This window comes from Sphingopyxis sp. SCN 67-31 (genome assembly GCF_001725095.1).
On sequence record NZ_MEFH01000020.1, the window covers coordinates 1 to 20,326 of the forward strand.

Annotated in this window: 22 protein-coding genes and 1 other annotated feature; of the genes, 19 read left to right on the forward strand and 3 right to left on the reverse strand. The window is 64.4% G+C overall.

Going from position 1 to position 20,326, the window contains the following annotated elements; all coding sequences use genetic code 11:
- Window positions 1-132: 132 nt before the first annotated feature.
- The 4 genes from ABS88_RS03810 to ABS88_RS03825 are packed head-to-tail and all read left to right on the forward strand — an operon-like array spanning window position 133 to window position 2,788.
- Window positions 133-1,275 carry a hypothetical protein gene (locus ABS88_RS03810; RefSeq protein ID WP_286749115.1) on the forward strand — a complete coding sequence of 381 codons (1,143 nt, stop codon included), beginning with the start codon at window positions 133-135 and terminating at the stop codon, window positions 1,273-1,275.
- 24 nt (window positions 1,276-1,299) lie between these two features.
- Window positions 1,300-1,947, forward strand: a complete 648-nt coding sequence (locus tag ABS88_RS03815) for an HdeD family acid-resistance protein (RefSeq protein WP_286749116.1) — start codon at window positions 1,300-1,302, stop codon at window positions 1,945-1,947.
- A 5-nt stretch (window positions 1,948-1,952) separates the two neighbouring features.
- On the forward strand, window positions 1,953-2,159 hold the full coding sequence (locus ABS88_RS03820) for a hypothetical protein (RefSeq protein ID WP_286749117.1): 207 nt from the start codon (window positions 1,953-1,955) through the stop codon (window positions 2,157-2,159).
- Window positions 2,156-2,788, forward strand: coding sequence for a hypothetical protein (locus ABS88_RS03825; protein WP_286749118.1), 633 nt, complete (start codon window positions 2,156-2,158; stop codon window positions 2,786-2,788). Before ABS88_RS03820 ends, ABS88_RS03825 begins: the two co-directional genes overlap by 4 nt.
- 40 nt (window positions 2,789-2,828) lie before the next feature.
- Here ABS88_RS03825 and ABS88_RS03830 read toward each other — a convergent pair.
- Both ABS88_RS03830 and ABS88_RS03835 read right to left on the reverse strand, forming a co-directional pair.
- Window positions 2,829-4,057 (reverse strand): IS3 family transposase gene (locus tag ABS88_RS03830; RefSeq protein ID WP_286749120.1). Its coding sequence is split into 2 segments (ribosomal slippage): window positions 2,829-3,769 and window positions 3,769-4,057, totalling 1,230 coding nucleotides; the frame shifts between segments, so codons are not numbered across the junction.
- Window positions 3,662-3,776, reverse strand: a sequence feature (AL1L pseudoknot). It overlaps the preceding gene by 115 nt.
- Window positions 4,058-4,160: 103 nt before the next feature.
- Window positions 4,161-4,526: a helix-turn-helix domain-containing protein gene (locus ABS88_RS03835; protein ID WP_120694225.1), complete on the reverse strand. Its 366-nt coding sequence runs from the start codon at window positions 4,524-4,526 to the stop codon at window positions 4,161-4,163.
- Between the two features lie 353 nt (window positions 4,527-4,879).
- Between ABS88_RS03835 and ABS88_RS03840 the strand changes: the two genes are divergently transcribed.
- From ABS88_RS03840 to ABS88_RS03895, 12 genes are all read left to right on the forward strand, one after another.
- Window positions 4,880-5,683, forward strand: coding sequence for a DsbC family protein (locus tag ABS88_RS03840; RefSeq protein WP_414713247.1), 804 nt, complete (start codon window positions 4,880-4,882; stop codon window positions 5,681-5,683).
- 184 nt (window positions 5,684-5,867) lie between these two features.
- Window positions 5,868-6,182 (forward strand): hypothetical protein, encoded by a 315-nt coding sequence (locus tag ABS88_RS03845; RefSeq protein ID WP_062770222.1) that lies wholly within the window; start codon window positions 5,868-5,870, stop codon window positions 6,180-6,182.
- Window positions 6,183-6,317: 135 nt separating this feature from the next.
- Window positions 6,318-6,584 (forward strand): type IV conjugative transfer system protein TraL, encoded by a 267-nt coding sequence (locus ABS88_RS03850; RefSeq protein ID WP_054588706.1) that lies wholly within the window; start codon window positions 6,318-6,320, stop codon window positions 6,582-6,584.
- 8 nt (window positions 6,585-6,592) lie between these two features.
- Entirely contained in the window at window positions 6,593-7,228 is a 636-nt protein-coding gene (locus ABS88_RS03855) for a TraE/TraK family type IV conjugative transfer system protein (protein WP_062770225.1), read from the forward strand.
- Complete coding sequence (locus ABS88_RS03860) at window positions 7,212-7,976, forward strand: type-F conjugative transfer system secretin TraK (protein ID WP_286749121.1); 765 nt, start codon at window positions 7,212-7,214, stop codon at window positions 7,974-7,976. Before ABS88_RS03855 ends, ABS88_RS03860 begins: the two co-directional genes overlap by 17 nt.
- Window positions 7,973-9,265, forward strand: coding sequence for a TraB/VirB10 family protein (locus ABS88_RS03865; RefSeq protein WP_286749122.1), 1,293 nt, complete (start codon window positions 7,973-7,975; stop codon window positions 9,263-9,265). The genes ABS88_RS03860 and ABS88_RS03865 overlap by 4 nt, the downstream gene beginning before the upstream one ends.
- Window position 9,266: 1 nt before the next feature.
- Entirely contained in the window at window positions 9,267-10,007 is a 741-nt protein-coding gene (locus tag ABS88_RS03870; protein WP_062770231.1) for a DNA-methyltransferase, read from the forward strand.
- A 324-nt stretch (window positions 10,008-10,331) separates the two neighbouring features.
- Window positions 10,332-10,940 carry a TraV family lipoprotein gene (locus ABS88_RS03875; RefSeq protein WP_246553339.1) on the forward strand — a complete coding sequence of 203 codons (609 nt, stop codon included), beginning with the start codon at window positions 10,332-10,334 and terminating at the stop codon, window positions 10,938-10,940.
- A complete protein-coding gene (locus ABS88_RS03880; RefSeq protein ID WP_062770234.1) occupies window positions 10,937-13,471 on the forward strand; it encodes a TraC family protein in 2,535 nt (844 codons plus the stop codon). The genes ABS88_RS03875 and ABS88_RS03880 overlap by 4 nt, the downstream gene beginning before the upstream one ends.
- On the forward strand, window positions 13,468-13,797 hold the full coding sequence (locus tag ABS88_RS03885) for a hypothetical protein (RefSeq protein WP_062770237.1): 330 nt from the start codon (window positions 13,468-13,470) through the stop codon (window positions 13,795-13,797). The genes ABS88_RS03880 and ABS88_RS03885 overlap by 4 nt, the downstream gene beginning before the upstream one ends.
- Entirely contained in the window at window positions 13,794-14,030 is a 237-nt protein-coding gene (locus ABS88_RS03890) for a hypothetical protein (RefSeq protein ID WP_162928323.1), read from the forward strand. The genes ABS88_RS03885 and ABS88_RS03890 overlap by 4 nt, the downstream gene beginning before the upstream one ends.
- Before the next feature lie 37 nt (window positions 14,031-14,067).
- The gene (locus ABS88_RS03895; protein WP_062770330.1) at window positions 14,068-14,670 is read left to right on the forward strand and encodes a hypothetical protein; all 603 of its coding nucleotides are present in this window, start codon (window positions 14,068-14,070) and stop codon (window positions 14,668-14,670) included.
- Between the two features lie 217 nt (window positions 14,671-14,887).
- On the opposite strand, the gene ABS88_RS03900 is transcribed toward ABS88_RS03895, so the two are convergent.
- Complete coding sequence (locus tag ABS88_RS03900; protein ID WP_062770243.1) at window positions 14,888-15,484, reverse strand: SRPBCC domain-containing protein; 597 nt, start codon at window positions 15,482-15,484, stop codon at window positions 14,888-14,890.
- A gap of 260 nt (window positions 15,485-15,744) precedes the next feature.
- On the opposite strand from ABS88_RS03900, the gene ABS88_RS03905 reads away from it, so the two are divergent.
- The 3 genes from ABS88_RS03905 to traN all read left to right on the forward strand — a co-directional run bounded on the left by ABS88_RS03905 (window position 15,745) and on the right by traN (window position 20,222).
- Window positions 15,745-16,824 (forward strand): TraU family protein, encoded by a 1,080-nt coding sequence (locus tag ABS88_RS03905; RefSeq protein WP_286749123.1) that lies wholly within the window; start codon window positions 15,745-15,747, stop codon window positions 16,822-16,824.
- 342 nt (window positions 16,825-17,166) lie between these two features.
- Window positions 17,167-19,110, forward strand: coding sequence for a hypothetical protein (locus ABS88_RS03910; protein ID WP_232003479.1), 1,944 nt, complete (start codon window positions 17,167-17,169; stop codon window positions 19,108-19,110).
- On the forward strand, window positions 19,107-20,222 hold the full coding sequence (traN, locus tag ABS88_RS03915) for a conjugal transfer protein TraN (RefSeq protein ID WP_286749124.1): 1,116 nt from the start codon (window positions 19,107-19,109) through the stop codon (window positions 20,220-20,222). The genes ABS88_RS03910 and traN overlap by 4 nt, the downstream gene beginning before the upstream one ends.
- Window positions 20,223-20,326 lie beyond the last annotated feature (104 nt).

Below are 20,326 nucleotides of genomic sequence, written 5' to 3' on the forward strand. Positions count from 1 at the left end.
ATGGTGCGCAGCTTCAAATCGGAATGCTGCGCGTGATCACGTCGGAATGGTGCGCACGATCAAATCGGAACACTGCGCGTGATGACCCCGGAATCCGCAATTTCGGATCAGACTCTAAAGAAAATGACGAAAATGAAGATACGAACCGCATTGCGCAATCTGGACAAGCATGGCCAGCAGCGCGCGCCGGAGGTGATTGCAGAAGAGGGCCGGCAACTTGAAAACCATCTTAAGCGGTTTCGTTCTGAGTTGGTCCGGCTTGAGGTCGTCACCTCGCAGACGAAGGGCAAGACGCGAATCCAGGTCAGACTGCGGCTGCAACTGCCCTCAAGCGTGATCGCGGCGCAGGAAGAGGGGTTCGAGATCGAGCCTGCCTTGCGCAAGGCCTTTGCCGACCTGCGCCACCGCGTCGACCGGCATGCGGCGCGTCTCAAGCACGAGTCGGAGTTCAAGCGTCCCGCCCGCCGGCGCCGGATTGGCGCCCCACTCCCGCCCGCGCGGGACGCGGCGGAGGCGGGGCGGCGCCAGCTTTTCTTCGGCCTGATCGAGGACCACCTCGATACGGTCTATGATGCGGTCCGGCGCGAATTGACCTATTTCGAATGCAGTGGATCGGTGCCCCAAGGATACCTGAGTGTTCGCGATCTCGTCGATGCGACGATCCTCAAGGGGCTCGAGCGGTTCGAGCGGCGGCCGATGCGGTTCTCAGTGGGCGACTGGCTCGCCCAACTCGCCTTCGAGACCATCGGCGAAGAGGCCCGCGCCGCCCGCCGGGTTGTGCCGGAAAACGCCGCCTCGCTCGATGCCGCGCCCGAACAGCCGGCACAGGATCCGACTGAGACTGATCAGGAGCTGTTCGAATTTCACCAGCCTGACGAAGTGCTGCGGCTGGAGGATCTGGTCGGCGACGGCACGGCGACCGACCCCGAATCGGCCCTCGACCGCCACGAAACGGCGCTGTGCCTGCACCGCGCACTTTCCGCACTGCCCGCGCTCTGGCGACAGGTCCTCTATCGGACCTGCATCGAGGACGAGGCGGCGGCAGACACGGCGGCGCTTATCGGCATACAAGAGGACGAGGTGGCGACCATCGCCGCGGCCGCCCGCGGTTTCCTGCGCGCGAGACTGCGCGAAGCGGGGCTGGCGGTCCCGATCGCAGAGGATGATTGCGTTGACTCCGAGATCGCCCGCGCAATGCGCCTGCCCCAGCCGATCGACGAGCGCCGCCGCGTGGCTGCCGCCCTGAGCGAAGGCTCCACCGGCACAACGGCCTGACGAAACTGTAGGGGAGATGAGACGATGACGACAACCTCGGAAACTGCTTCGAACTCGATACAGGACATGCTGTGCACCCTTTCGCGCAACTGGTGGCTGTTCGGTCTGCGTGGGGTGCTGGCGCTGATGATTGCTGGGCTCGCTTTCCTGATGCCGGCCGAGTCGCTTCTGGCCCTGACGCTGGTGTTCGGCGCCTTCTCTTTTGCCGACGGAGTGTTCGGTCTGGTCGCCGGGATACGCAACATCCGCAAGGGCGAACGCGGGGGCTGGCTGATGTTCAGCGGCCTCCTGGGGATCGCCACGGGCGTGGTCGTGGTCGTCTCGCCCTTCGTCGCAACGCTGGTCCTCGCTACATTCCTCTGGGCCAGCATCGCGTTCTGGTCGGTGTTTTCCGGCGTCCTAGAAATCGCGGCGGCGATCCGCCTGCGCAAGGAAATCAAGGGAGAGGTCTGGCTCATCCTGAGCGGCCTCATCTCGGTCGCGCTGGGTGTAATCGTGACCTGGATGCTGCTGACGCGTCCGCTCGAAAGCTTCCTGGCCCTCGGCTGGCTGCTCGGCTTCTACGCCGCCCTTTTCGGAGCAATGATGATCCTTCTGGGCCTGCGGCTGCGGCGCGCGAATCAGGCAGGGCACGACAAAACTCCCGGCGTCAACCTGTCCGCTGGCAAATGACGCGCTTGGGGAAAGCCGGGCGGCCCGTCGGCGATGACGACGATCTCACCCATTGGGACGAGACGATCTTCGAGCGCTGCCTGAGGGCCGGCTTCAATCCCTTCGGCAGCGGACCGACACCGGTCTTTCTTCGACAGGCAGACCAAAAACAAAGCTGCGAGAAGCCTGATGCTTGGCTGGAGTCAGATTGCGAAGAGGACGATCGCCAATGAATTTCGGACTGCGCGACCTTGCCTATATGGTTGTCGCCGCCTCGTTGGGGATCGGCGTCTATTTCATGTTCCGCGCCATATATTTGGTGGAAGAGCCTCTGCCGTTCGCCCAAGAGATGACACTGGTCTTTCTGGGCGCCGTCGTCACGATCGCGCTGACCGCAGCTCTCCTCAACCGTCAGACAGAACTCGAACTTCGAAAAGAAGGAAGAGTGCTCATCCTTCAGCAACAATGCGACATTTACATGTCGTGCATAGAAAAGGTGGCGGAAATTGTCGAGAAATCAGAACATGATGAGAGACTGATCGACGATTTGAGGGTTCTGAACCACAAGCTTGCAGTGGTTGCCAGCGAAGAAGTTCTGACCTGCTTCGAGGCCGTTCTCGACACCTTGTTGGCCGGCCTCACGGATGGCGTGCTTGTCGAAGCAGACGGCGAGAAGGTGATGCAGTCCGTCGCCGATCTGACCTCGGCGATGCGATCTGATGTCCTTCACAACGTGCCTCCAACGTCAATGGATATAGCGAGCGCCATTCGCCGAAATTCGAGCCGAATGGAACAACTTGACGATCTCAGTTTCGAGGCGGAGGTTGCGACGAATAAGGAGAACAGCAATGCGCGCTCATAACTGAAGCGTCCCGGGTTTTCCGGAGGCGGTTTCATTTGAGTCATGCGACCATATCGAGGTTCTCTCTGGCTGCATAGTAATTGGCTTCGGCCTCGGCGGGCGGGATATGCCCGATAGGGCCGAACAGCCGGTGATTGTTGAACCAGTCGACCCAGCGCAGGGTTGCCATTTCCACAGCCGATACGCTCGGCCATGATCGCTGTCGCCAGATGACCTCGGCCTTGTAGAGCCCGTTGATCGTCTCGGCCAAGGCGTTGTCGTAGCTGTCGCCAACACTGCCCACCGACGGAACGAGGTTGGCCTCAGCCAGGCGCTGGGTGTAGTTCATGGCCAGATATTGCACGCCCCTGTCACTGTGATGGATCAGGCCGTCATCGGGCCCGGGCCTGCGCGCATGGATCGCCTGCTCGAGGGCATCCAGCACGAAGTTCGCTGTGGCGCTGGTGCTAACCTTCCAGCCCACGATCCTGCGGGCGTAGGCATCGATCACGAAGGCGACGTAGACGAACCCCGCCCAGGTATGCACGTAGGTAAAGTCGACCACCCACAGAGCATTGGGCCGACTGACGCGGAACTCGCGATTGGCCTTGTCGAGCGGGCATGGCGTCTTCGGATTGCTGACGGTGGTGACCGTTGTCTTGCCGCGCCGCACGCCTGCCAGCCCCATGGTCCGCATCAGCCGTTCCACGGTACACTTGGCTACCGCGATGCCCTCGCGGCGCAGCTGGTGCCAGACCTTGCGTGAGCCGTAGAGGCCAAAGCTGTTCTCGTGGACACGCTTGATGTCTTCCTTGAGGTCGTCATCGCGTCGCACACGGGCCGGACGCCTGCCGGGATCGGCAAGACGGACGGCATGCTCGTGGTAGGAGGATGGGGCGACCGCCAGTTCGCGGCAGATCGGCTCGATACCCAGTTCCTCGCGGTGAGCGTCGATAAACGACATCACCATTTGCCGTGGCGGTCGAGCTCCGCCTGAGCAAAATATGCGGACGCCTTGCGCAGGATCTCGTTGGCCCGGCGCAACTCCTTCACTTCGCGTTCCAGCGCCTTGACCCGGTCCCGGTCGCTGGCGGCCTGCGCCGCTGGTCCCGCTCGTCGGCCAGCCTCCTCACGGCACCAGCGGCGCAAGGTCTCGGTCGTGCAGCCGACCTTCCCGGCAATCGAGGACATCGCCGCCCACTCCGACGGGTAATCCCCCCGGTGCTCCTCCACCATCCGCACCGCGCGATCGCGAAACTCAGGCGAAAACTTGTTCCTTATAGCGCTCATCGTAGCTCCTTCTCACAAATAGGAGCCTCCGGAAAACCCGGGACGCTTCAAACCGTTGGGGGCGTACCTTCAAATGAAAGCAACCCGTGGGTAATTAGTCCTGTCAAGGTGTTGTTCGCCTTCCCTGTGTGTGCCGCGCGATCAGACGGATACAGCGATACTCGAGATCAGCCTGATTGTGATGTGGCGGATCAGCCGACAAAGGCTTGCCGTGCGCGTGAAAAAGCAGTGGGAAAAAAATGTGGCTTGGCGCGAGACCCAGCGCCGCCCCGCAGCGTAAGTGATCCTCCAACTTCACGGCCGGATTGCCACTCTCAATTTCGCGCAGCCACCGAATGCTAATACCGACCCGCGCTGCGAACTGTCGTTGCGAGAGGAATTGACGTCGTCGTTCTCCCTCAATCCGTCGACCTGAAGATTCCTTCAGTTGCGCCAGCAATGCATCGTGACTGGTGGTTACGATTGTCATTTTAATTCCTGCCCGAAATGGCCAAGCATTGACTGCGTTCGGCAGGTGCAATGCTGATCGGCCATCGTGAGCCGGGCAACGGGAACTGCTTGCAAACCGAAAGTTTCGTTCAGCTTGTCGCCAGATTGGGATCACCCGGATCCCGCTCCGTTTAGAAATGGCGCGCTCATCGGCGGACCCGCTTTGCACTCTCCTGCCTGCTATGGGCAGCACGGTGCCCCCTGCCTTGTCCCGCCGCGCCGTAACCGCGATCCACCCTCCACATGAACAGCGGTCAGGGCGCAATGATGTCTTCATGCCCAGTCTCCGCCCCGGTCAATGTCGAATGGCGCACTCCGCGCTGAGGAGGACACATGCTACGCAATTTTGCCGATGATTGCTCTTCGCGCCTTTTGTCCGTCGCAAGCCTTCCGCTGATTGCGGCGTTGTTCAGCATCAGCCCCGCCGCCAATTCCCAGGAAATCGGCGAGAGGATGGCACTGGCAAAAGCTGCTGCCGACGCGGAGCAACAGCTCCACCAGACCTTCACCAATCTCCAGTTCGAGGACTTCGGGCCGGCACCGGTGAAAGGACCGCTCTACCAGGCAAGTGCCGGTGGCCGCATCGTGTACTATGCCCCCGAGAGCGAGCATCTGCTGTTCGCGTCGATCTTCGACAAGAACGGCGTCAACCTGACGGCGCTTGCGCAGGAGGCCGGGGCGGCGAAGCGACTGAAGGCGATCGACACTGCGGTCGCATTCGCTGTCGGCCCCGAGAACGCGCCGACCATCATCGAGTTCACCGATCCCGATTGCCCCTATTGCCGCGCGCTCGACCGCTATTGGGCGGCGAAAGCAGCGGAAGGCAAGCCGGTCCGACGCCTGGTCTTCTTCGTCAGCGGCATCCATCCCGAGGCGGCCGCGAAGGCCGAGCATATTCTCTGCTCATCGGACAAGGAGGCTGCATTCAAGTCTATCTACGCCGGCTCCGCGCCCGCGGTGCTCCGAACTTGCGCCGAGGGCCGCACCAAGGTCGAGGCCCACGCGCGGATTGTCGGCTCGGCCGGTATCACCGGCACGCCGACACTGATCGCCGGCGGCAAGCTGATCTCCGGCTTCCAGCAAGCCGAGATCGAGGCGTTCCTCTCTTCAGCGAAGACCGCCCATGCGCCTCGCTGACGCCTTCCCCTTTTTGGCGGACGCCCGAGCACCGGGAGCATCATCGCTCCCTGCCCGGGCGCACCGGAATGCCGGCGGCGGCGCCCCCATCGGGCCGTCCAGCGCAGTCGTCGGCCGACAGCGATACTCGTCGATGCCGGCAGGCAGGTCAGCGGACAGCCCGACTTTTGAGAAAGTGAGTAAGGTGATCAAAAATCTCCGAAACAATGCGCTCTCGGTCGCCAACATCGGCATCCCGGTGCTGCTGCTGTCGATCATCGCCGCGAGCGCGCATGCGTTCACCGCGCCGGTCGCCGGCGACCTCGGTTACGACATCTACGACATCGTCGTGAACCAGGGGGTCAAGGGCCCGCTCGGCTTCGTCGGCGGCGTCGCCGCCTTCCTGTTCGGCGTGTCGCGGCTATTTTCCAACATCATGATCGGCATCCCGACGATCGTGGCGGCGGTCTGCCTGATCAAGGCGGACTCGATCCTCCAGACCTTTGGCATGGTGATCTGACGGCATCGGATTGCAGGCGATCGTTCCGGTTCCACCGTTCGCTTGCAATCCGGTCACCGGGAGGATGGCTCCCGGAAAAAGCCCCGTGGCCAGCGCCTGCGGACGCGGGGTTGTGAAGCAGGAGGAGAAGGGTCGATGGACGAACGCCTGCCCCAGTATCTGCACAAGCCGGTCCAGATCCTCTGGTTCGGATCGGACGAGTTCGTGCTGGTGGTCACGACCATCTTCGTCGCCGTCATCGTCGGCGGTCTGGTCGGCTGGGCGTTCATCGCGGCCCTTCTCCTTTTCCTGCCGTGGAAGCGCGCGCAGCCGCGCGGCTTCCTCGCGCATCTCGCGTGGCGATGGGGAATGCTGCGCTTCCGTCATTATCCGGGTCCGACTCAGACCCGCTTCTACGAATGAGGGCGCCCATGTTTTCGCGTTCCCGCAAAACCGCTCCCGTCGACCCGCTGGTTGGCAAGCCGGCGAGCTTCGGCATCCACCGTTATGTCCAAGGCTCGTCGAACCTGTTCGAGGAGAACCGGCTGCTCAAGTTCGCGATCGTCGGGCTGTTCGGCATCACCGCGGTGCTCGGCGCTGTCATCTACAGCTCCGACCAGAAGCAGCGCACCGTGGTCGTGCCGTTCGGCGCCGGTGGCGATCTCTATGTGACGGGCTCGAAACCGTCAGCCGCCTATATCCGCACGATCACGCGCAACATCGTCGCGCTTGCCGGAACCTATTCGGCCTATTCGGCCGATCGGCAGTTCCAGGAACTGCTCTCGATCGTCCATCCGTCGGCCTACAACAGCATGCGCGACAGCCTGAACAGCATCCTCGACGAGCTTGCCGGCAACCCGACGCTGTCGATCGCAACCTATATCCGCCCCGACCAGCCAGTCCAGTGGACCGACCGCGACATCCTCGTCCCCATCGAGAAGGTGCGGGTCATCGGCGGCGTCATCCGCAAATTCCGCGGCAACCTTCGCATTCGCTACGCCATCGAGAACGGCCGCTTCTGGCTGGTCTCGCTCACCGAGGAGAGTTTTGATGTCCAGGCTCGCTAGGACGGGCGTGGCGCTCATTTGCGCCGCGTCGCTGCTGCCGACTTCCGCATTCGCGCAGGCGATTACCGCGTTACCCGATCAGGTCAGCACGATCCGGCTCTCGAACCGCGACGTCAATCATATCGTCTGCGTCGGCGGCGAGATCGAGGATGTGAAGTTCTCGGCCGAGAAGGCTATCGCCGTCGAGCGCGCTGGCTCGGACGCCTGGATCAAGTTCCTCGTCAAAGAGATCGACGACATGGGGGCGGTCACCCGCACCTATGTGACGACACCGAGCGAGTTCTTCATCTCCTGCAATGGCGCCATCTATCCGCTTCACGCCGAGCCGTCGGATATCCCGGCCCAGACCGTGACTCTCGTACCCGGTCGTCCGCAACGCGCGCGGGCCAACGAGGATTTGCTCGGCCCACTGGTCGAGGAAGAGCGGGCCATCTCGATCAGCCTCGCCATGCTGCAGGACCGCGTGCCGGCGAGCTTCACCGAAGTCGCACCGCGATCAGGCCTTTTCACGATCCAGGCTATGCCGTCGGCGACACTCACCGAACGCCGCCAGCTAGAGATCGAAGGATCTGGCCTCTCGGCTTCCGAATATCGCATCACCAGCGACAGCGATGCGGCTCTGGAGGAACGGCAGTTCCTCGACCGTGCGCTCGGCTCCGACATCTTTGCGGTGACGCTCGACCGGCTTTCCCTCAAAGCTGGCGAGAGCGCCCGGCTGGTCGTCATCCGGCGCGGAGATGGACAATGACCGCCGCCCCCGAACAGGAGGCGCTCGACCTCGGCGAGATTGGCCAGCCGCTACCACCTGAATCCGCGCGGCCCGAGCGTGGCCCAGCCCTGCTCGCGCTCAAGGAGCGCTGGGCGAGGATGAACTCGAAGCAGAAGCTACGCGCCAAGCAGCTCGGCGTCGCCGGCGTCGTCGCGCTGCTCGGCACCGGCCTCTACACCGCCAGCACGGGCGGTGATGACAGCAAGCCCGAAGCCCCCGCGGCGACCAAGCTCGACATGGGTGCGGGGCTCCGCGGCGACAGCCTCGAGGTGAAGCTGCGCGGCGACCTCCAGAAGATCCTCGAAGGCCAGTCGCTGCTCGGCGAGCGCGTCGCGGCGATTGAGGAAGGCAAGGTCATCCCCGGCAGCAAACCCGCCTCGTCTCCCGATGGCGATCCGGGGCTGCCGCCCGCGCTGCCCGGCGCCATTCCCGATTACCCGCCGGCGCCCGGCGAAGCCGAAGGCATGGCGGGGGCGCCGCCCATGCCGCCTGCCGCTCCCCCTGCCCCGCCCGCACCACCCGTCGAAAAGACGATCGGCGCGATCGGTGCCGCCGTGTCGGCGCCAGGAGCGGTCGCTGCGGCCGACGGGAAGGCCGCGCCAGGTAGCGCTAAAAAAAAGACGCGGACGATCTATTTGCCGCCTGGTTTCATGAAGGCGAGGCTGCTGACCGGGATCGACGCGCTCGCGAGCCGCGATGCGACTTCGAACCCCGAGCCGCTGATTGCCCGCGTCCAGGCGCCCGCGGTCTTGCCCAATGATGTGAAGGCAAACCTCTCGGGATGCTTCGTCATCGGCAACGCGACGGGCAGCCTCGCGAAAGAGCGGGTCGAGGTCCAGCTCGTCTCGCTGTCCTGCGTCGATTTCGACGAACGCTCGGTGGTCGACCAACCGATCAAGGGATTCTTCGTGGACACGGACGGAAAGAAGGGGCTGTCGGGCAAGGTTGTCACGCGCGCCGGGGCGAGCCTTGCCCGCGCGTTCCTGGCCGGCACGATCAGCGGCATCAGCCAGACGGTCGAGAACACCATCGGCGACGTCTCGACGTCAGCGCTTGGGTCGGTGCGGACGCTCGATGCGGGCGACGCCGCCAAGGCTGGGATCGCCGGAGGTCTTTCGAAGTCGTCGGACAAGCTGACGGATTTCTATCTCGATCTCGCGCGCCAGGCCGGTCCGATCGTCGAAGTCGGCGCCGCGAAAGATGTTGTCGTGGTTATCCAGGAGGGCGTTACCCTCGAGATCAAGCCGACGGCCGGAAGCAAATTCTGATTTGGCGGGTTGCCCTGCCGTCCTTTGCGGCGACTGCCGCGAGATCGCGGCCGCCCATGGTCCCTATGACCTGATCATTGCCGGTCCTCCTTATTGCATCACTACCCTCTGCTGGGACAGGCGTGTCGAAGGCCGGCATGCGCTCGCCGCGGCATTGCTCAAGCCCGTAGGCTCGCTTTGGGTCTTCGGTTCGTTACGCTATCTGCTCGCCGACGCTGGCCGTTTCGAAGCAGTGGGGTTGCGTTACGCCCAGGACATCGTCTGGCGCAAAGCCAACGGAACCGGATTTGCAGCCGACCGCTTCAAACGAGTCCACGAGATCATCGTGCAATATTATCGTCACGACGCGCTTTGGAGAGACGTCTACAACGACGTTCAGCGCGTACCAGCGACAACGCGAAACAAATCGGTTCAACTGAGGCGAGCGCGGACGAAACACACCGGGTCAATCGGCGGCGGCGCCTATCATGACGACGGCACGCGGATCATGAAATCGGTGATCGAGATAAACAGCGTGCGCAGCGGCCTCCATCGCACCGAAAAGCCCGTGGCGTTGCTCGCGATCCTTATGCGCACCTCCTGTCCGACTGGCGGTCTCGTCGGCGATTTCTTCGCCGGCTCCGGCGCCGCCGGCGAGGCGGCTGCGTTGACCGGGCGCCGCTATGTCGGCTGCGAGGTCGATCCGCTCATGGCTGCAAAGGCGCGGGCGCGATTGAACGCACTGCATAACCGTCCCTCCTAAGCCGGCAGCAAAAAGAAGGGCCGGCTCACGCCGACCCTGCGAAGTTTTGGGAGAGGATGCCTGAAAGGCATCAGGGATATGGGTATCCTCATTTCATGCTGCAAGTGCGAACAGAAGAAATTCTGACCGGTTAGTTTCGGCCGACGGAAGGGAAGCACGACGCTGCCTCCGACCGGCAGGTTCCTGCCCCTGCCCTTGTTCGCGACCCGGAAACGCGGCCATCCAAAGATTACTAACCCCGGTTCGCGAGCATCCAATCCACAATGATTGGTCGACCCTCGCACGGCCGCTCTCACCCCGCGCCACCGGCGCAAAGGAGGACTCATGATGCATTGCCGCCCACACGATCGCCCCATTCGCAAAGCATGGCTGTCATCCCTCGCTGTCATCCCCACGTTGCTGTCGGGCTGCACGGCGCTCGGATCGGCGATGTCGCCCTACAGTGAGAAGTTCAGCTGCAAGAACGACGATCACGGCCAATGCATCCACCCCGAGAAGGCCTATGAAGATGCGGCGCTGGGCCACGCGTCGCACTCGGACCCGCCGGTCACCCGCGACAAAGCTCTGCTCAAAACGAACTCGCGCGGCGCGGTAGGCCGCGGCCGCGGCGACACCGGCGCCTACGGTAGCTATCGCGACAGCGTCTATCGCGAGCTCCAGGGACTTATCGACGCACCCGATACGCCGATGCTGCGGCCCGCCCAGGCCGTGCGGACGCTGATCCTCCCCTATGCTGATCGCAATCGGCCCGACCGGCTCTACATGCCGCGCTTCGTCTACTCGGTCCTCGAAACCCCCTCCTGGGTGGTCGGCGGCTATCTTGTCCCGCCCGTCTCGGCCGCTACGCGCGCGCCGGTGCTCGAACAGGTGCGCGAGACGCCCGGGACCGAGCCAGCCCCAACGATATCGCTGCCCGCCGAGCTGCGCCCGTGAAGGCGCCCGGGACGCGAACGGGCGGCGGCCTCACCTTTGCCGACCTCCATCGCGGCGTCGCGCGCGACCGTTATTCGGACTTCCTGCCGCTCGTAGCGTGGGTCGAGGAAGAGGAAGCCTTTCTCTGCATCGACGACGGCTGGGGCTATGCCTGGGAACTGACGCCCGCGGCCTATATGTTCGCGCATGTCCACCAAGCCCTTCTCGGTCTGCTCAATATCCAGTTCCCCGAGAACAGCGTCGTCCAGCTCATCAGCTTCGCCGACCCGCTGATCGCGCCCGCGCTCGACCAATATCTCGATCTCAAGACGCGGCCCGATCCGCTGATCCAGGCTTCGGCGCGGCGAACCCATGCCTATCTCAACGAAGGGCGAAATGGTCTCGCCGCGCTTCACGGCATCCCCGTGCGCGATTTCCGGACCTTGCTTGCCGTCAAGACGCGCGCGCCGATGCACAGCGACCTTCGCCGCCAGATCGAGGAGCAGCTTGCCAAGCTCGGTATCCGCCGCCTCGAGCCCGAAGAAATGGTCGCCTTCTATCGGCGCATCTTCAATGGCGTCTTCGACGCCGCGCCCGGCGTCTACGCCACGGCTGCAGCCGCCCACGCGGCGCCGCCGATCCGCAAGCAGATCATCGATGCCGGCCCCGATCTCGCGTTCGATGGTCCGGAAGTCTTTCTCGGCAACCAGGTCGCGCGCTGCCTGACGCCGAAAGCACCGGCGCGGCGCGTCACCGCGGAGCGCGCCAACCGGTTGACAGGCGGGATGCGGGGGAGTGCCGAGGACAGCGACCAGATCGGCGGGCCCTTCCTCTATTGCCTCAACATCCTCTTCGACCATTCGCAGTTCGAGATTCACAAGCGCGCGCAGATCCTCTCGGCGCAGAAAGCCGCGGGAAGCTTCGCGGTCGAGGTCGGCAAGCAGATCGAGGAGATCGGCTGGGTACTCGACGAGGCAGGCAACAGCCGCTTCGTCTCGGTGATGCCCTGCGTCTGGGTGTTCGGCCGCGACCGCCACCAGGCGCGCGAGATGGCCGCGCGCGCGAAGCGCCTCTGGGAAAGCGAGCCGCTCCCCTGGATGGTGCAGGAAGAATCCTACCTCAATCCCATCCTGCTCACCGCGAGCCTGCCGTTCGGCCTCTATCCCGAACGCCGGACGATCAGGATGCTCGAGCGCGATTTCAAGATGCCGGTGAAGGCGACTGCCCTGATGGCGCCGATCCAGACCGATTTCCGCGGCGGCGGCCGCCCTGCCCTGCTCTACACCGGACGCAAGGGCCAGCTCATCACGCTCGATCTCTTCGACCCGCGCATCAACAATTATAATTTCATCGTCGCGGCCGAAAGCGGCGCCGGCAAGAGCTTCCTGCTCAATGACCTTTGCCGCCAATATTTCGCGCAGAACGCGCTGATCCGCATCATCGATATCGGCGGCAGCTACCGCAAGCTCTGCACCCTCTGTTCGGGCCGTTATATCGACGTCGGTGAGGAACGGCTCGTTCTCAACCCCTTCGATCTCGGGCTTGCGCTCGACGGCGAGGACAAGCAGTCGGCGATCGCGATGGCGGTCGCGATCGTCGCCGAGATGGCGAATGCCGCGACGCGCAAGGGTGTCTCGACCTCGGAATGGAACCTTATCAAATCGGCGGTCCAGTGGACGATCGACGAGGGCCATGCCGACGAAGGCATCGATTCCGTCCGTGCGTGGCTCGGCGCCTATCCGCAATTTGCCGCAGCCGACCTCGACCGCGTCGACCATCTGAAGCCAGTCGCCCGCGAACTCGCGTTCAACCTGCGCGATTTTGGGTCGGACGGAGCCTATGGGCATTTCTTCAATGGGCCGTCGACCTTCGACATCAGCTCGGACGAGTTCGTCGTGCTCGAACTCGAACGCCTGAAAGCCATACCCGACCTGTTCAACGTGGTCGTGATGGTCGTGATCAACGCGGTGACGCAAGAGCTCTACCTCTCGGCCCGCGATCGCCCGCGATTCGTGATCTGCGACGAAACCGCGCAGTTCATGCCCAACAACCCGGGCCAGGATTTGTCCCGCCTCGCCGAAGCCATCGCCCAGGGCTATCGCCGCGCGCGCAAATATCGGGGCAGTTTCGGTATCATTCTCCAGAGCATGAACGACCTTCTGCTGTTCGGGGGCATCGGCCAGGTGATCCTCGAAAATGCCGCCACCCGGTTCCTGTTGCAGGGATCGACCTACGACAAGGCGGTCGAAAACAAGATCCTCGATTATTCGGGGTTCGTTCTCGACCTCCTGAAGTCGGTTCGCAACAACAAGCCGAACTACAGCGAGGTCTTCATCGACAGTCCGCTCGGGCTCGGCATCGCTCGCATCGTTGTCGATCCCTTCTCGTACTGGATCAACACGTCGGCGCCCGAGGATGTGGCGGCTTTCGAGGCGCTGGTACGCAGCGGTCGTTCGCCGCTCGAAGCCGTGTGCGAACTGGCGGGCGTGGACCCGCGCGAGATTCTCGGCGAGCGGTCGTTGCCAGCCACCGCGCATGAGCACCTGCCATGACGCGGCGCGCGGCTAACGCGGACCAGCTTCGGCTCGATCTGGCCGCCATGCTGCCGTCCGACCGCATGCGCTTCGAGGCAGCTGTCGCGGCGGAGGCCGAGCGTCGTGCCTTCTATTGGCGCTTCCGCCTTGTCGCGATCGAGACGGTGATGATGTCGGGACTGGTGCTGATCGCCGGCCTGCTTGTCGAACAGCCGACGGACATCGTCGTCCAGGCATCCGTGACGGTCGGCATCGCCTGCTTCGCAAGCGGGATGCTGCTGATCTGGCTGTCGAACGTCGCGAGCGGGTTGATGATCCGGTGGCGCGGGCGTCGGCAGCGGTGAACGGCATCTTCTCCAATGCGCCGTCGCCCGGCGTGATCCGGCTCGTGGTCTCAGGGCTCCTCTTCGGCGTGGTGCAGGCCGCAATCCTGCTGGTTGCGCCTGCGAACATGCCTTCCCCTCGGTCGCTGATCATCCTCCTCGGTCTGCTGACCCTAGGCTGCTTCATCGGCGCGGTCATCGGCGAAAGCGCGGTCGATCCGAAGGACAGGTGGAGAAATCGCGGTGGACCATGACGCCCAGCGTATCCGGCTCGCGGCCTTGCAGTTCGGGATGTCGATAGGGCTTGTCGCCGCCGCCGTCTTCATAGGCGCGTCAGCGCATGGTCAGACGTCGATCATTGGCCGGACCTGGCCGATTGCCGAGCCCGACGCCCTCGCCGAGATTGAGGCGCGCGCGGCGCGGCAGCCGCCGAGTATCGCCGAGCGGTTCGGGCCACGAGAAGGCTGGAGCGCTATGAAATCCGCGGCCCTCGGCGTCGCGGCGGTGGATCGGCGGCGCACCGTCATCCCCTTTCATACGCTCGATTTCGAAATTCGCTTGCCCGATGGCAAGCTGCTCTACCCGAAGGGCTACACCTTCAATCCCCTTGCCTATGTATCGTTGCCGCAGCGGCTCGTGGTCGTGCATCCGCGTGATATTGGCTGGGCGATCATGCAAGCCCGTCCGATCGACTGGATATTGCTGGCCGGGGGAGAGACAGCATCGACCGATCCGATCGCGCTCGGTGAGAAGGTGGGACGACCGCTTTTCATCCTCGAAGAGCGTATCAGGGATCGGCTCGGACTGACCGTCGCGCCCGTCATCGTGGAGCAGGTTGGGCAGAAGCTCGAACTGCAGGAGTTCGAGATCGAACGTCGACGTCCGATTAAATAGACCGCGCGCCCTTCGCAACGATTGGCCATTGCTCGCTGCCCAGAGCGGAACGATCTTTCGCGTCCTGGCCTTTTGGCGCTTTCATCCAATCCCGAATCGAACAGAGCGCATAACCCGGCACTGCGACCCAGGAGAGCTCTCCCTCGGCAACGAGGACAGGGATCTTCATCTTGACACCCATTCGGCTTCGGCCGGGTGGGTGTCATTTTTTTGATCGTTATTCGACGAAGTTGGCGAGCTTCTTGAGCATCATATCCATCCCGGCGCGACAATCGCCTTCGCTGATCCCGGACGGAACATCCGCCGCAGCTATCGTAACCTTTGTCCCGTCTTTGACTTGCTCGAGTATGGTCGTGATCGACAATTCTCCCTGCGAGGGAGGGTTTGCGATGTCGAAGCGGACGCTCTCGACGATCCGCTCGTCGGGAAGAATTTCCGCGAACCTGCCGTCGACGACACCGGCAACCTTGCTCGATTCGCTCTCCTCTGGCCCCTCCCGCGATTGCTGAAATGCGATGCGGTAAGCCCCGCCCGGGCGAGAGTCGAAATGTTCGATCTGGGCCGTCACGCCGCTCGGCAGGCGCCACGCCGGAATCGTCTCAGGGTCGAGCATCGTGCGAAATATCGCGCGCGGCTTCGCGAGGATGACGCGGGAGTTCTTGTGAGTCGCCGGGAAGGTCATGACCTTCCCACCTATTGCGACGACAGCCGCGAGAACAAGACATTCCTGCGCCGGCACGCCAATCTCGTGAAATACTAACCAGAGCGACGCGGCTTCCAGGCCGCCGACGATCGATGCGCGCTGGGTGATCACCGCTGAGGCGCCAGTTCGAGCGGATCGTCACTCGTCATTAGTCCGGATAGTTCGCGGGGATTCCCGAAGCCTCCGCCGGCAAATGCGGAACAGCCGCGCCTCTCGTCGGCACGTTCGCGCCCCACCCGTTGTTGCGGGGCGTTCAGACCTGCATTCCTGCCCGCGGATAGGGCCGAGATACCGGCAGATCGCAGGATCGAACACCGCCTTTCCATCTTTCGCTGACCTTCACGCGCCCCGAGCGGCGCAACGGAGATTCTATGCTCGCTCGCTCCGTCCCTTTCGACGCGCCGTCCGGCACCGAGCCGCGCGGCGCGAGCGCGAAGCGGGCGAGACGGTTGAAGTTCGCCGCGCTTGCCGCCGCGCTCCTCGCCGGAATCGCGTTACCTGCAGCGCCCGTCCACGCCTCCAAATGCCCCTCGGACGCGATCTTCAACCCGATCACCAAGGTACGCTGGAACTGCATCTTCCCGATCACGATCGGCGGCGTGCGCGTCGGCAGCTATGACAAGCTCGACAAGGCGCTCGACGCCCAGTCGGCCTCCAGGCCGCTTTGCGCCTGCCGCAAGGGCGCGAGTTTCTGGTTCGGCGTGAAGGTGAGCTTCTGGACGCCCAACCGGATGATCGACGTCGTGACCGAGCCCGGCTGCATGATGGCGCTTGGGCTGGACATCATGCCGACCGGCGGGCGCCTGCAGGGCAGTCAGTCGTCGATCTCGGATGGCACCAACACGACCAAGCTGTTTGCACAGATGCATTATTACCAGGCGCCAGTCTGGAAGATGCTCGACATGCTCACGGACCTTCCTTGCCTCGAAGATGACGGGTTCGACGTTGCGCTGATGACCGAGGTTATGCCGACCTGGCAGTCGGGAACATTGGGTGCGATCATCCAGCCCGAAGGCATCCTCTTCGGTAACCCCGCGGCGGGTCTCGCTTGCATGGCAGACAGCGCGGCCGCCGCCGCCGGCAAGGTCGTCGATCCGCTCTTCTGGTGCATGGGAAGCTGGGGCTCGACCTATCCAGTCGCCGGCGACATCCACATGGGCGACCGGGTCGAGGCCTGGGCAGGGCTGGCCGCGCGCGGCACCTTCATGATGGGCCGCATGGGCGCGCTCACTATTCATTCGGCGGACGGCTGCTCGTTCAAGCCGCAGCCCATCTGGACCAAGAGCCGATACAAGCTCCAACTGATGGAGCCGGTGAAGGGCGGCAAGTGCGTCAACATCGGCCGCCCGGGCGCACTCTGGACCTCGGGCAAGCATGCGCCCGGCAAGGACAACGCCCAGTTCATGCTCTTCGAGAAAGCGATTTGCTGTGCTGGCATCTCGACGCCCTGATGCGGCGCCGGTTCCGGCGCATACCGATCGCCTTGCGCGCAGCCCGGAATCGGCCCGGTCTGCCCGCCACAGCCCTGGTGGCTGCCGGCAGGCGCGCGAGGCGGGGGCGGCGCCCTGCCCCCTCTCCTTGGGCGCCGCTCCACCTTCAGCCGAGGCGGCCACCGAACCTCGGACGGCGGAAAGCTGTGCCTCAACCCCGCTGCGTTCGCAGGTGAAGGCCGTGCTCACCGTCTTCGAAGGCCAGGCGGCGTTTCGGCTCCTCCCGCCCGGATGCGATGATTTCCGGGCGGGAGACCTGTTTCGCGTGGCCCATGGCTCGCGCACCATCGACGGGAATCGCTCGTGACCCCGCGGTTTCTTGCCCTGTTGCCTATCTCGGCCGCGCTCCCCGGCGTGGCGCTGGCCCAGACGATCGAGGACCGTGCGCGCACCGCGGCCGAGGCCTCGCGCTCCAAGAGCAGCGACAGCGAAGCCATCCTCGAAAATTACATCAGCCCCGGCCTCGCCGGGCAGTCCATCGCGACGGTCGACAAGAGCAAGAGCTTCACGCCGAACCTCGCCTGCCAGAAGACGGCGAACTTCCTTGAAATCCTGATCCAGCCTGGCGCGGGCGGCGATATCACTACCGTCCGCATCGCGCGCGACAAGGATATCGACGGCCAATTCGATAGCGTGACGACCTTGCCCGTGCCGGTGTCGGGGATTTGCGCCAACGGCGTGATCTCCTGCCGCCCCGGGAGCTGGAGCGACTGCCGCAGCTTCCAATGGGATGTCGACAGCAGCGGCGACCTCAAGCTCGCCGAAGTCGAGATGCCTGCGCTCGCCGGCTGCTATTGCGTCAACAACAGTTGCGGCGCGAACCTCGTCATGGGCAATCTGCCGTCGGTGCTGAAAGATCTTGGCGGCGGTGCGGTCGGCGCGCTGTCGAGCCACGATCCGCGCAACGGTGTCGCCGACGCACGGGTGAACGGTCCCGTCATTCAATATGTCGGCGCGCAATCGACCGCGTGCAGCCCCGATCCCGCCCTGCCCCAGACGGCCTATCGCGCGAACCCGACCGCAATCCAGGGCGACGCTTTTGCCGCATCGCGGTCGAACAGCCTGTTCCAGTCGCTCGCTGGCTCACCTGCCGGCACGGGCCGTGCCGAGCAGGTCCGGGCCTGCACGATCGAGCGCGAAGTGACCTTCCTGCCGCTCGGTTACGACGATATCGTCTCCGCGTCGGGCTCCATTTATTCGGTTCGCGACTGCGGCGAGGGATGTCGCCGCTATCGCATCATCGGCGACGGCGATTGCAGCGGATCGCCGCCAATCTTCACCGCGCGCTTCGAAGTCAGCGACCCCGCGAAGCTTATATCCGCACAGATCGTCGAGATGGGCGCCGACGACTGGGTCCAGGGCCGCGTCAACGGCCGCATCGTCAGCTCGGCCGGACCGCGCCCCTGGCTGACCACTGGATTGCCTTCTGGCGATTGCCGCACCGACGGCGGCGCGGCGCGCAACTATACGCCTTATGATTTCACGGCCGACCTCCGGGCAGGTCCCGCAACCGTATCGGCGCGCGTGCGGGGCGGGGGCGGCGGCGCGCCGCTCACGACCCAATGGGGTCTCGTCGATGTCGAGATCCGCGTCTCGCCCGGCTGCGAGCCCAGCGAGCGGCTCGTCGACCTGTGCGCGGGCACAGGCGGCGATACGAAGTGCCGCCTCGACAGCGAAAATGTCGACGGCGTCCAGACCTTCCGCAATGGCATCAGCGCCGGCCTGAGACCCCTCACCCAAACCCGCCTGTTCGGCACCGGGTCGTGCACCATCCGACTCACCCGCGACTTCTTCCGCCGCGAGCGCAGCTATAAATGCGTCGTCGACACGGGCTCCATGCCCGAGCCCGATCTCAGGCGCGGCGCGTGGATCATCGACCATTCGACCGAGACGATGCTCGCCGACCGCGTGCGCACCGCCGACGGCGGCATGGCGTCGTTGACGCGGCCGTTCGCGCTCCCCGACCGCGGCTCGGTGCCCGCCTGCGAGGCGATCTGCAAGACGCGGGCGCCCAAGGCGAACGCAGACGCCGCGCCCGATGGCGTCGTCGGCGCCAGGCAGACGAACCCGACCGGGTTCGACACCTTCTATCATGTCTGCCGCGCCGACAATGTCTGCCCGGCGGGTCCCGGCGAGACGATCGTCAGCCCCTGCGGCTGTCTCGACGATTTCCCCGAAGCGGTGGTGGTGATGCAGACGGTCCGGCTCGCCGGCGCCGATCTCGCCTGCACGGCGACGGCGCGATGAGCTGGCGCGACATCCCTTGGCCGCACCGGGCCGCGCTGATCCTTTTGCTAGTCCTGGGGCTGGCTATCGGCAGCGCGCTCGCGGCCGCGCCAGCGCACGCCCAGCAGATTTGCGCCGCCGATCTCGACGGCAGCGGCGAGGCCGACGGCCCCGGCGAAACAGCAAGCTGCACCGGAACAGCAAACGGCGGATGGCAATGTCCGCTCGAGCGCGCCTGGTGCGCAGCCGAGCCCGGCGGCGGCTGGTCGTGCCCGCTTGGACCCCAATATGGCTGCGAGACGCCGACGAGCGGCGGCGTTCCGGCCTGCTCGCCGCATAGCTGTATCGATACCGCCGCGAACCCGATCGAGGATGAGCCCGTTATCGACGATCCCGGCGCGCCCGCCGATGGGCCGGTCGATGCCGATGGCAATTGCCTCGGCAATATCGAGATCTTCGCGGGCCGCGCGCTGCGCTGCCGCCCCGCCGGGCTCAAGACCGGCTTCCAGAGCTGCTGCAAGGACAAGGGCAAGATCGTCAAGGACGGCATGGGCTCGTCGCTCGCATCGACCCAGACCAAGATCGCGATCGCCAAGGGCGTGTTCACCGGCGCCAAGGCCGCCTATGCCGCCTTCCAAGCCGGGGCGACAGCGAGCCAGGCGGCGAGCGCGGGCGCCAATGCGATCATCGTCGGCATCGATCCGACCTCGATCGCGATCAGCCTCGCGATCAACGTGATGATCGATTTCCTGCTCACCTCCTGCGACCAGCAAGATATGGAAGTCGGCATGCTGCGCGGCTCGGGCATGTGCGTCGAGATCGGCAGCTATTGCTCGTCGAAGATCCTCGGCATCTGCGTCCAGAAATCGCGCAGCCATTGCTGCTTCAACACCAAGCTCGGCCGCATCATCCAGGAACAGGGCCGTCCGCAACTCAAGTCCTTTGCCGATGGCTGGGGGCCGGTGAAGACGCCGAACTGCCGGGGGTTCACGCCCGAGGAATTCCAGGCGCTCGACTTCAGCCGGATGGACCTGTCCGAATATTACGACGAGATCGAGGCCCGCGCGCAAGCCGACATCCAGATCGACATGAAGGATCGCATCGATGCCTATACGCAGGCCATCGGCCGCTAGGCCGCGCCTTGCCGCGCTGATCGCGCTCGCCGGATGGGCGGGGATGCCCAGCGCCGGGACAGCGCAGGTGTCGCCGGGGACCGAAGAGCCCTCGTCGGCGCGCA